At 69.9% G+C, this 11873-nt stretch carries 10 protein-coding genes; 3 read left to right on the plus strand and 7 right to left on the minus strand.

What is annotated here, in order from left to right:
- Nucleotides 1–31 precede the first annotated feature (31 nt).
- Nucleotides 32–475 (plus strand): MarR family transcriptional regulator, encoded by a 444-nt coding sequence (locus AB0O28_RS18455; RefSeq protein ID WP_363641573.1) that lies wholly within the window; start codon nt 32–34, stop codon nt 473–475.
- A gap of 4 nt (nt 476–479) precedes the next feature.
- On the opposite strand, the gene AB0O28_RS18460 is transcribed toward AB0O28_RS18455, so the two are convergent.
- Both AB0O28_RS18460 and AB0O28_RS18465 read right to left on the minus strand, forming a co-directional pair.
- Nucleotides 480–1709: an MFS transporter gene (locus tag AB0O28_RS18460; protein WP_363641575.1), complete on the minus strand. Its 1230-nt coding sequence runs from the start codon at nt 1707–1709 to the stop codon at nt 480–482.
- 32 nt (nt 1710–1741) lie between these two features.
- A complete protein-coding gene (locus tag AB0O28_RS18465; protein WP_363641577.1) occupies nt 1742–2143 on the minus strand; it encodes a nitroreductase family deazaflavin-dependent oxidoreductase in 402 nt (133 codons plus the stop codon).
- 527 nt (nt 2144–2670) lie between these two features.
- Between AB0O28_RS18465 and AB0O28_RS18470 the strand changes: the two genes are divergently transcribed.
- Together AB0O28_RS18470 and AB0O28_RS18475 are read left to right on the plus strand one after the other, a co-directional pair.
- The gene (locus AB0O28_RS18470; protein ID WP_363641579.1) at nt 2671–4518 is read left to right on the plus strand and encodes an FAD-dependent oxidoreductase; all 1848 of its coding nucleotides are present in this window, start codon (nt 2671–2673) and stop codon (nt 4516–4518) included.
- A gap of 142 nt (nt 4519–4660) precedes the next feature.
- Entirely contained in the window at nt 4661–8209 is a 3549-nt protein-coding gene (locus tag AB0O28_RS18475) for a hypothetical protein (protein ID WP_363641581.1), read from the plus strand.
- A gap of 85 nt (nt 8210–8294) precedes the next feature.
- Here the strand turns inward: AB0O28_RS18475 and AB0O28_RS18480 are convergent, their stop codons facing one another.
- From AB0O28_RS18480 to AB0O28_RS18500, 5 genes are read right to left on the minus strand one after another with little or no spacing between them, the layout of a single operon-like run.
- The gene (locus tag AB0O28_RS18480; RefSeq protein ID WP_363641583.1) at nt 8295–8687 is read right to left on the minus strand and encodes a hypothetical protein; all 393 of its coding nucleotides are present in this window, start codon (nt 8685–8687) and stop codon (nt 8295–8297) included.
- On the minus strand, nt 8684–9250 hold the full coding sequence (locus tag AB0O28_RS18485; protein ID WP_363641585.1) for a MarR family transcriptional regulator: 567 nt from the start codon (nt 9248–9250) through the stop codon (nt 8684–8686). The genes AB0O28_RS18480 and AB0O28_RS18485 overlap by 4 nt, the downstream gene beginning before the upstream one ends.
- A gap of 14 nt (nt 9251–9264) precedes the next feature.
- Nucleotides 9265–9804, minus strand: a complete 540-nt coding sequence (locus tag AB0O28_RS18490) for a hypothetical protein (RefSeq protein WP_363641587.1) — start codon at nt 9802–9804, stop codon at nt 9265–9267.
- Nucleotides 9801–10454, minus strand: coding sequence for a response regulator transcription factor (locus AB0O28_RS18495; protein WP_363641589.1), 654 nt, complete (start codon nt 10452–10454; stop codon nt 9801–9803). Before AB0O28_RS18495 ends, AB0O28_RS18490 begins: the two co-directional genes overlap by 4 nt.
- A complete protein-coding gene (locus tag AB0O28_RS18500; RefSeq protein ID WP_363641591.1) occupies nt 10445–11671 on the minus strand; it encodes a sensor histidine kinase in 1227 nt (408 codons plus the stop codon). Before AB0O28_RS18500 ends, AB0O28_RS18495 begins: the two co-directional genes overlap by 10 nt.
- Nucleotides 11672–11873: the final 202 nt, after the last annotated feature.

Genomic DNA, 11873 nt, shown 5'->3' on the forward strand with positions numbered 1-11873 from the left:
CAAGGCTGTACATCTCGGCTACGCTGAGCCCATGAGGGATGCGTCCGAGGTCGCCGCCGAGCTGCGACTCGTGGTCGGGGACCTGGTCAGGCGGGTGCGCGAAGACGACCCGATGCCTCCGGGGATCATCGCGGTGATCGGCCTGCTCGGCCGGCAGGGCCCGATGACCACCAGCGAACTGGCCGCCGCCCGGCGGGTGCGCCCCCAGTCGATGGCCCGCACCGTCGGCCAGCTGATCGACCAGGGGCTCGCCGAGCGCGGCACGCATCCCGTGGACGGCCGCAAGGCCCCCGTCTCGCTGACCGCCGCCGGGCTCGACGCCCTGGAACGGGTGCGCACGAGGCGGGCCGACTGGCTCGCCCGGGCGATCGAGGACACGCTGTCTCCCGCCGAGCGGGAGACTCTGGCGGGCGCGGTGGACCTGGTCCGCCGCCTGGTCGACTGGGAGCCGCCCCAAGCGGGCCCCAGGACGTGAGTCGTCAGCCCGCGGCGCCCGACAGCTCCGGGTTCTGCTGGCGGATGGGCGTGAAGAACGCGGCGACCGCGATCAGCAGGCAGGCCGCGCCGGCCAGCAGGCAGACCACCGCGACCCCGTGGCGCTGCGCGCCCCAGGTCAGCACGGCCGCCCCCGCGGGACCCAGCGAGAAGTGGATGGTCCAGAAGGCCGCGGTGACCCGGCCCAGCAGGTGGTCGGGGGTGACCTGCTGGCGCAGCGACATCGAGCAGATCCCGGCCACGCTGACGCAGGCGAGATAGACGGCGGCCGTCGCCGCGGCGGCCGGGACGGCGGCGGACAGGCCGAGTCCCACGATGGCGAGCCCGGCGACCGCGATCGCCCCGATCCAGGACGCGCCGAACCCCAGCCTGCGGCGCACGGGACCGACGAGAAGCGAGCCGGTGACGGTGCCCAGCGCGCCGACCGCGAGCACCAGCCCCACGGCGCCGTCGGCCTGGCCGAGGTCGTGCTTGAGGTGGTAGATCAGCACGTCGGTCAGACCGAGGGTCAGGAAGATGAAGAACGACAGCAGGACGGTCAGGGCACGCAGCACCGGCTGCCGCCACAGGAAGCGGGCACCGGCGAGCAACTCGCGCCAGGACCCGCGCCCCTCTTCCGGCGAGGGCGACCGCTGCCGCCGGAGCCGGATCGACAGGACGCCCAGCGCGGAGACCCCGAAGCTGGCCGCGTTGATCGCGATCGCGGCCGTGGGGCCGAACCAGCCCGCGACCACGCCGGCCAGCAGCGGTCCCCCGACCCCCGCCGCCGCGGCGGTGGCGCCCAGCCGCCCGTTGGCCTCGGTGATCTGGTCCGCGTCGACCAGACCCCGCACCGCCGTGACGTACGCGACCTGGAAGACCATGCCGATCGCCTCGCTGAGCGGCAGGACCACGTAGAGCAGCCAGACCTTCGGCCCGAAGGCCCAGGCGACCGGGACGATCCCGTACAGCGCCATCCGCGCCACATCGCACCAGATCAACAGGCGCCTGCGATCGAGCCGGTCGACCAGGACCCCGGCGAAGACCCCCGCCACCACCGACGCCGCGCTCGCCAGGCCGGTCAGCAGGCCCATCTGCGCGACCGACCCGGTCACGTGCAGCACGAGCAGCGGGACGGCGATGAGGGCGAACGAGTCACCCGCGACCGACAGCGTCTGGGACGCCCAGAAGACGGTGAAGTTCCGGTCACGCCACAACTGTGATCTTTGGGTCACCTCGCCATGCTGCCGTACGCGCGCGTCGAGGCCTAGACCCGCTCGATCACCACGACCGGGATCGTGCGGGCCGTACGGGCCTGGTAGTCGGCGTATCCGGGCGCCACCCGGACGACCCGCTCGAACAATCGCTCGCGCCGCTCGCCCCCGGCCGGCACGGCGACGGCGTCGAACACCTCCTCGCCCACTTCGACGCGTACGGCCGGGTGCGCGAGCACGTTGTGATACCAGGCAGGGTGGCGAGGAGCGCCGCCCGCGGACGCGACGACGAGCAGCGTGGCGCCGTCGCGGACGTAGCCGAGGGGAACGGTGTGCTCCCGTCCCGACCTCGCGCCGACGGTGGTCAGCAGGAGCAGGTCACCGCCCTCGAACGGGCCGCCGACCTTGCCTCCGTTGGCACGGAACTCCTCGATGACGGACTGATTGAACGACACGTTGAGACTCCAATACGTACGGCACGCACCGCGGCGGCCACATGGTCGGGCACACAGGCGCGGAGCGCGACACAGGCAAAAGCGCGGATCGCGAGACAAGGCGCACAAGCGCGGAGCGCGACGTCAGGTGAGAGGTGCGGAGTGGACACTCACGGCGTCGGTCCTTTCGGGAAGGTGCGGCCCAGCCACCGATCGGCCTGCCGCTGCCTCCTCGGGGCAGCCTCCGTGTGATCGGCGCCACGCGGCACGCCGATCATTAGATCCGGCCCGATCCGCCGCTGTCAACGCCGGTCGCGCCGCGGGCCCGATGCGGTAGACCCCCTGTGTCAGCGCCGAGTTCGCCTGCTGAGGAGAGGCCGCCATGACGGATCCCGACACCACGATCCGGCTCGTCCGGATGGACGACGCACCCTCGTCTTGACCATTGCCTGGGACACCAGTTGCGCTTTCCTGGCGCGTCGCGTGCCGAGATACGACTGTCACTCCGACACTTACTCTCCGTAATCGTCTCGGAGAAGGAGTGGTACGTGGTCACAATCGACCGGCGGGGGTTCGCCAAACTGGCCGGACTGGGCGCGGTGGGGTCCGTCGTCAGTCCGGCCCTGGGCGCGGCCCCCGCCTCGGCCGCCCGCGGGCCGTACACGGGGGAGCGCTGGCAGACCTGCCTTCGGGTGGCGCGCGACCACCTGCTCGTCGACACGGACGGCGACGACCTCAAGCACCGCTACCTGCGGGTGCTCATCGACCAGGGCCTGCCCAAGACCCGTACGCCCAAGAAGGTCCTGGTCGTCGGGGCCGGCATCTCCGGCCTGGTGACCGCGACCCTGCTGAAGCGGGCCGGGCACCACGTCACCGTCATCGAGGCCAACGGCAACCGGATCGGCGGCCGGATCAAGACCTTCCAGACGGGGTTCCGCGACCGGCGGCAGTACGCCGAGGCGGGCGCGATGCGCATCCCGGACTTCCATCCGCTGACGCTGGCGCTCATCGACAAGCTGGGGATCACCCGCAGGCCCTTCTACAACGTCGACGTGCCGCCCGGCGCCCAGCCCCGTGGGCCCGTGCCACCGGTCGTCTACACCTCGTACAAGGGGCAGGAGTGGCGCTCCGCACCGCCCAAGGGCACCTTCACGGCGCCCGCGCGCATGAACCACACGTTCATCCACGTCAACGGCATCACCCAGCGGCGCGACGAGTACGCCGACGACCCGCGCAGGATCAACGCCTCCTTCGGCCTGAAGGACGGCCGGACCGCGGCCGAGATCCTCGACACGGCCCTGGACCCGGCGAGGGACTACTTCTCGGTGAGCACGGGCGGCAAGCGGGTCGACAAGCCGCTGCCGGAGCTGATCGAGGGCTGGGCCCGGCTGCTGTACGACTTCGACGGCCTCTCCATGTACGGCTACCTGAAGGAGCACGCCAAGCTGAGCGACGAGGCGATCGACGCCATCGGCACGCTGGAGAACCTCACCTCCCGGCTGCCGCTGTCGTTCATGCACACGTTCCTCACCCGCAGCCTCGTCAACCCGGCCGTCACCTACTGGGAGATGACCGGCGGCAGCAGGGAGCTGCCGTACGCGCTGCAGCCCGGCCTGCGTGACGAGATCCGCATGGACCGCAGGGCCGTACGGATCGAGACGTCGGGACGCGGCGTCCGTGTCTCGACGGTCAGCGAGACGGGCAGCACGGAGTCGGAGTTCACGCGGCAGGCGCCGCGGGAGACGTTCGAGGCGGACGTGGCGATCATCACGATCCCGTTCTCCGCGCTGCGCCACGTCGAGATCGCGCCGGCTCTGTCCTACTCCAAGCGCCGCTCGATCATGGAACTGCACTACGACTCCGCCACCAAGGTGCTGCTGGAGTTCCGCAAACGGTGGTGGGAGTTCACCGAGGCGGACTGGAAGCGCGAGCTCGGCGGCCGCTACCGTCCCGGCCCGACGACCCACGTCACCGGCGGCGGGTCGGTCTGCGACAACGCCAACCGGTTCATCTACTTCCCCTCGCACCCCGTGCCGGGCAGCGAGGGCGGCGTCGTGCTGGCCAGCTACTCGTGGGCCGACGACGCGACTCGCTGGGACTCCATGGACGACGAGGAGCGGTACGGCTACGCGCTGCGCGGTCTTCAGGAGGTGCACGGCGACCGGGTCGCGGAGTTCTACACCGGCCACGGCCAGACCCAGAGCTGGATGCGCAACCGCTACGCCTTCGGCGAGGCCGCGGTCTTCACGCCCGGCCAGATGACCGAGATCCATCCCGCCATCGCCGTCGCCGAGGGTCCGCTGCACTTCGCCGGGGAGCACACCTCGCTCAAGCACTCCTGGATCGAGGGCGCCCTGGAGTCGGCCGTGCGCGTGGCCCTGGAGGTCAACGCCTGAACCCCCGCGGGGCCCCCGTGCCCGGGGGTCCCGCGGGTCCATCCGTCGCTGAGGGGCACCTGACAGGCACCGAATATCAGGACAACGACCAGGCCCGGTGTTATCTTCGCGCGGTAGCCGTTCCGCCACGGTCTGGAGCCGCATGGGAAACAAGCCCCTTTCGTACAACGACGCGGTGAAACTCCTGGGCGGGAACAACGCGGTGATCACCGCGCTGAGCCGGCTCGCGGGGGGCGCCCTGACGGTGGCCTCCGCCGGTGGGAGCGACGTGGCGCTGGGCCTGTTCGATCTCAAGGGCGAGGTGGACCAGCTCAGCCAGAGCCTGTTCGCCACCCTGCGCGACCGGGTCCGCGGGGTGAGCAGGTTCAGGCGCACGGAGCTCGTCGAGGCCGCGCACGCCGTGGTCGTGGTGGCCGCCTTCTTCGACGCGCTGGACGACCTGGACGACGAGATCCTCACCGCGCTGAACACGGCGTCCCTGGAGCTGACCCGTGACGAACAGGTGGCACTCGCCGGCGGGAGACGCCCCGAGACAGGACGCTGGGGTTTGGCGACTCTCGCCCTGAACCTGACGGCCGCGAACGGCCTGATATTCGACGAGATCATCGGGCACGTTCCGTTCCCGATTTTCTACCAGGAGCTGACAGAGCGCCTCCTCCGCTTCGCCTCCGGCACCGCGGCGTGGGACGCGAGAAATGAGACGCAGCGCGCCCGCTGGACCGACACCCTCCGCCGGAACCTGCCTTCGGCCGCACTCTCACGGTACGAGGAGCATCTGCGTACGCTCGCGAGCGAGTTTCCCGAGGTGGCGTTCTGGGCCCACCGGCTGGGCGTGCGGTCCATCCTGGACGAGCTGCACAAAGCACACCAGGACAGCAGAGAGCAGGCCGCCACCCTGCACGCTCTCGCGGGCATCATCGGCAGGATCGGGCAGGGACGCGATCCCAGCCGGGTCCGGGACGACCTGGTCAGGCGGTATCGGAAGCAGTTGGACGGGCCGTTGGCGGGGGTGGACGCGGTGCCGGAGGGGGTCACCTTACCGACGCTGCGTGAGATCTACATCAACCCCTCGTATCGCAGCCTGCCCGTGAGAGGCAGGTCCGCCGACCCGGACAAGTGGATCAGCGAGGGTGCGTGGCAGGAGGAGGAGCGCCGCGACGACCTGTGGGCGTTCCTCATGGACCATCTCGTGTCCACGCAGGCCGCCGACGTGCCACTGGTCGTGCTCGGCCAGCCCGGGGCCGGGAAGTCGCTGTTCACGCAGGTGCTGGCCGCGGAACTGAACCCGGCGGACTTCCTGGTCGTGCGGGTGGAGCTCCGGGCGGTCCCCGCAGACGCCGAGATCCAGCGGCAGATCGAGGTGGCGCTGAACAGCCTGACAGGGACCACCTTGTCCTGGCCGGAGTTCACGGCCGAATCGGGGACCGCGCAGCCGGTGATCCTGCTCGACGGGTTCGACGAGCTCCTCCAGGCGAGCGGAGTGAGCCACTACGACTTCCTGGAGCGGGTGCAGACCTTCCAGCGGCGTGAGGCGGAGCTCGAACGCCCGGTCGCGGTGATCGTCACCAGCCGGACCGCCGTCGCCGACCAGGTGCGCTATCCCGAAGGCACCATCGTCGTCCGGCTGGAGAATTTCAACAACGACCAGGTCGGGCGCTGGCTGGCCATCTGGAACGACGCGAACCCGGCGACCCCCCTCACCCCGAAGGTGGCACTGGCTCAGGGAGAGCTGTCCCGCCAGCCTCTGCTGCTCTTCATGCTCGCGCTGTTCCACTCCGGCGGAGGCGCCCTCACTCCGGGGATAGGCCAGGCGCAACTGTACGAGCGCCTGTTCACCCGGTTCGCCGAACGGGACGTCAACAAGCTCGACGACTCTCTGCCGGACCGCGAACGACGACGAGCGGTCGCGCGTGAACTGGATCAGTTGTCGGCGGTCGCCTTCTCCATGTTCAACCGGGGCCGGCAGACCGTCACGGACAAGGAACTCATCGCGGATTTCGCCGTCCTGCCCATAGGAGGCGGATCGTCGTACGCCTCCGGGCCGATCGGCACGCCATCCGTCGAACGACGAAAGGCCGCGGCGCTGGACGCCGCGCAACGCCTCGCGGGACGCTTCTTCTTTCGCCTGTTCGTCCAGCAGGCCCAGGCGGTCTACGGGCAGCAGAGCACGCAGAAGACCTACGAGTTCCTCCACGCCTCGTTCGGTGAGTTCCTGGTCGCGCGATGGGTCGTCGGCGAGGTCCGCCGCCTCGCGCGCCGCGTCAGGGAGGCCGCCGACGATCCCTGTCCCCCTCCCCCTGACGACGCGCTGCTGAACGCGCTCCTGTCGAAGGCGGTCATCAGTACGCGCGAGCAACGGATCCTGAGTTTCGTCCACGACCTGCTCGGCGGCCTGGACGGCGAGGAACTGGCCGAGCTGCGGGCCGTCGTCCGTGTCCTGTTCCGGCAGTGCCTGCGGACGAGAGGACGGGGCGCCTACGACGAATACCGGCCCGTGGAGCTGAGCTCTCCGGCGGAATACGCGGTCTACAGCGCCAATCTGCTGCTGCTCCTCCTTCTCATCTCGGCGCAGGACGGCGCCGACGGCGCCGTCCTGACGCTGAGCGAGCTGTACGCCTCCGCCTCTCCTCGCTCGGCCCAGGATCGCCGCGCGGCATGGCGATCGACCACTCGTCTGTGGCACTCGCAGCTGACCGGCAACGAATGGGACAGCCTGGTACGGGTGATCCGCATCGACCTGCCGGATGCGGAGGCCGGGGAAGTGCTGATCGGACTCTGGGACGACGAGGATGACGACGTCCACATCCACGACAAGCGCGGGTTGCTGCCCCTGACGGCGCAGAGATCCCTTTCGACGGCGGACATCAGACTTCCCAGAGGGAACGCCGTCGCGCAGGCCGCCCTGGAGGCGACCTTGCTCGATGCCCCCCGTTATCAGGACGCCTGCGCGACGCTGCTGCCGTACGCCGCGCTCCTTCCCGTCAGCGACGACGACGTACTGCTGGGACGCAGGTCGGCGGCGATGATGGAACTGCTGCTCACTCCGCCCGAGAATTTGCGCGAAGAGGAATACGGCCATCTGTTCGCCGTCGTGGCGCAACAGCTCGATGTGGAACCACACCTCAGCGTCTCCATCGAGCATGCCCGCCTCATTCTCACGCTGCTACGCGTTCACGCCGACCGTATTCCTGCGCGGATGCTGGGACATATATGCGGCGAGGTATCGATCTACCGGTGGGCGAACATGACCGCCTTCCTGGATGTGCACGCGAAGCTGCGGACGTTCCGCTCAGGGCGCTTCGAGTCCTACGGCATGCCGTCGAGCGTCCTGCTGGAGATGCTCGGCCTCTTCGACCTCCTCGACCTGCGGGCGACCGGCTACGTCCTCGTACCTCCAAGTGGCGCCGAATTCGCCTCGGACCGCGTCAGCAACCTGCTTGACGTACTGAAGCTCGGCGGCGATTTCGTCCAATGGAGCGGGGATGTTCCGGATGTCGACGCTCTGTTGAGCCTGGCGATCTGGACCAACTGCGTGGAACGCGGTCTACCGGGCGAGGATTTCCAGCCGATCAGCCTCAGCGTACGCCAGTTCGACATGTTGCTGACAGCCGCTCCCGGCTTCGTGACACGCACCCGATCCCTCGCGGACAGGCAGGGACTGCCCGATCCTTTCGACGTCGACGGGATCTGAGCACGATCTCCCACGGGCGCGATCTCCGCCGTCCTTTCCCGACCGGTCCCGCCTCCGCGAACCGGCTGCCCGACGACCCGTTGCCCTAGAGGTTCTGCCCGGGATCCGGCTCGATCTCGGCTCTCATCGGCTGCCAGGGCGAGGCGTCGAACACCAGTGTGATCGAGACGATCTTGCCGTCGTCGAGGCGGAAGTGCTCGGCGGTGCGCTGCGTGCCGGCCGGTGTCGCGGTGTGCACGTCGTACACGAGCGTCGCCTCGGCCTCGCCGTACAGCTCGCTGATGAGGTCCACCCCGGTCACGATCGACACGAACCCCGGCAACGTCGCCAGATGCCCGGCCCGGTCGTCGGAAGTGAAGAACGGGCTCTGGAACCGGAAGGGCTCCCCCAGATGCGCCGCGGCAGCGGTCGCGTCCCCGCGGAAACGGGCCTCGTGATACCCGCGTACGGCGCGGCGCGTCTGTTCCCGGGTGGTCACTGCGGGGATCCGATCTGACGAAGGTGGGCGGACAGGCGCTGCTGGTTGGCGGCCAGGCGCAGGCACAGGTCGCGCAGGACGACCAGCTCTTCGGGCGCGAATCCCTGGAACAGCGCCTTCATGGCGAGCCTCGACGGCTTGCGGAAGTCCTCGATCCACGCCCGGCCGTCCGGAGTGATCTCGGCGAGGACCGAACGCCGGTCGTTCGGGTCGGGGACCCGGCGGACCAGTCCGTCGCGTTCGAGGGTGTCCACCAGGCCGGTGACGTTGCGGGAGCTGACCCCGGCGGCCCGCGCGAGTTCGCCGATGCTGATCCCCTGCTCGCGTGCGTCGAGTCGGATCAGCAGGTCGAGAGCGCCCGCGCTGACGCCTCTGCCCTCGGATCCGTGGGCGCGCAGGCGTTCGACGGCGTGACAGGCGGTGCGGACGGCCGCGCTCGCCTCGAACGCGCGCAGATCGCCGTCCTCACCGTCTTCACCGGCGAGCCGTGCCATAGCCGTCCTGGCACCCGGGTCGTAGAGATAGCCGTCCGGATCATGCTCATAATTATGTACGTCGCTCATAATAAGTTTGCAGATTAGTACGTACTTCCAGATGTCGTCAACGGCGCGGCGGCGCAGGGCACCTCCGCCACGGCCGGCGGGCACGAAACAGTCCGGTCAGGCGTCATTACCAGCACGCCGACTCCCGGCGGCGCGCTCAAGGTGTAGACGGTGCGGCAGCCGTCATCCACCCGCTCCAAGCCCCGCGAGCAGGTCACCTCGACCCGCAACGTCTTCCCCGACTCCCAGGTCTCGCTCATCGAGGGGGGCCCGCCGTGCCAGGTCGTCTCCCGCTTGGCGGACAGGCGTCCGGGGACGCCCGGAGCGACCCGCACGTCGACCCTGCCCCGCACATCGACGATGATCTGGGGCGTCGTGACGGCGTAGGTCACGGTCCTCGTCTCGGTCCCCCGCTGATCGAGGACCGACGAGCGGTAGGAGCCGGGGAAGGAGAAGTCGTAGCTGCGGGGAACTCGGATCTGCGACCACGCCGCCAGCGCCATCGCCACCACCACGGACCCGGTCAGCGCCGCGCCGGCGGCGATCCACCTGGTCCGCACCGCTCTTCGCATCATGTCGCCTCTCGAATCTTCAGGAATCGCAGTACGGCCAGCACTCGCCGGTGATCCTTCTCGGCACCGGAGAGCTGGAGCTTGGCGAAGATGTTGTTGATGTGCTTGCCGACCGCGCTTTCCGACACCACGAGGGCCTCGGCGATGCCGGCGTTGGACCGTCCCTCCGCGATCAGCGCGAGCACCTCGTACTCCCTGCGGGTCAGCAGGTCCAGCGGATCGCTGTGGCGGCGCAGCAGCAGCTGGGCGACCACTTCGGGATCCAGGGCCGTGCCACCCGCGGCGACCCGCCGCAGCGAGTCCAGGAAGTCGGCGACGTCGGCCACCCGGTCCTTCAGCAGATATCCGACACCGGTCGTCGCCGTGGACAGCAGCCGAGTCGCGTAGCGCTCCTCGACGTACTGCGAGAGCACGAGGATGGGTAGTTTCGGCCGCCGATGCCGCAGCAGCAGCGCCGCGCGCAGTCCCTCGTCGGTGTGCGTCGGCGGCATCCGCACGTCCGTGACGACGAGATCGGGCTCGTGTTCGTCCACCGCCCGCAGCAGCCCTTCGGCGTCGGACACCGCGGCCACGACCTCGATGCCGGCTGATCCCAGGACCCAGACGAGGCCCTCCCTGAGGAGGACGGAATCCTCGGCGAGCACTACGCGCACGGTAGCTCCACCTCGATCGTCGTCGGGCCACCGCTCGGGCTGTCGATGCGCAGGACCCCGTCCACCGATCCCGCCCGCTGCGCGAGGCCGCGCAGGCCCGACCCCTTGGCGGGCTCGGCGCCCCCACCGCCGTCGTCGCGTATGACGATGCGGAGCACGTCTGCGTCGCGGCGCACGGTGACGTCGGCCCCGGAGGCCCGTGCGTGCTTTGCGACGTTGGTCAGCGCTTCGGAGACCACGAAGAACGCGACCGCCTCGATCACGGGAGCGGCCCGTTCCCGCACGTCGACGCTCAGCCGTACGGGGAAGGGGGCACGCGCCGCGATACCGGACAGCGCCGCGTCCAGCCCCTGGTCGTTGAGCACGGCCGGGTGTAGCCCCTGCACGACGTCGCGCAGTTCCTTCAACGCCTGCTTGGCTTCCTCGTGCGACCGCGCGATGGCCTGGCGGGCGGGCTCCGGCAGGTCGGTGAAGGCGGTGCGGGCCATGCCGAGGTTCAGAGCGAGCGACACCAGCCGCTGCTGCGTGCCGTCGTGCAGGTCGCGCTCGATCCGGCGACGTTCCGCGTCGGCGGCCTCGATCACCTCGGCCCGGCTCTCCCGCAGCGTCCTCACCCGCTGGGCCAGTTCGTCTTTCACGCTGGGACCGAGCAGCGCACGCGCCGCGACCGCGTCGAGCGCGGTGACGCCCCGAAGCAGCCACGGCACCACCACGAACAGCGCCAGCGCGCTCGCCGCGGGCAGGAAGGCGGTCCAGCCGCCTCCGGCCAGCAGGAGCTGCACGGCGACGATGGCCGCGACCAGGCACGCCGACCACGCCACGGCCCCGCTCAGGAACCCCACCACGCCGATCAGGGGCCCGATCGCCAGGTGATAGGCGACCTGCCGCCACAGGCTGCCCGATCGCGCCTGCAGGAGAAGCCGTCCGATCGGTCTTCCCTCCCGCGAAGAACGCGGCACCGGGGGGATGCCGTGGCCGAGGAAGGCGGCGAACCGGGAGCGTTGCACCCAGGTGAGCAGTGGCACCACCCTGGTGAGGATCAGCAGCGCGACCAGGGGGACGACGACCGTCCACGCCAGCACTATCGACAGCACGCCCAATCCCAGAATCGCCGCCATCGACATGAGCGCGATCGGGACGCCCACCGTCACGTGGATCGTACGGAGCCAGGTCGGCGACGCCCAGTGGCCGCGGATCCGGTTCCAGGGAGTGATCATGCGCCAACCCTAGAGAGCGGCGCGGCTCGACGAAATGACCTGGGTATCCCGGAAAAAGGTGAGGTAAACCCCACCTCTTCCCTGTTCGCGACTCCGGGGGGACTGCCGTGTCATCACTACCGAGGCGAGCAGAGGACGCCCGCGGGAGGCGGGCCCGATCTGAGCCGCCGCAGGCGGTACGGCCAGGCCAAGGATCCCGGGC

Source organism: Microbispora sp. NPDC088329, from assembly GCF_040685655.1.
Taxonomy (GTDB): domain Bacteria; phylum Actinomycetota; class Actinomycetes; order Streptosporangiales; family Streptosporangiaceae; genus Microbispora.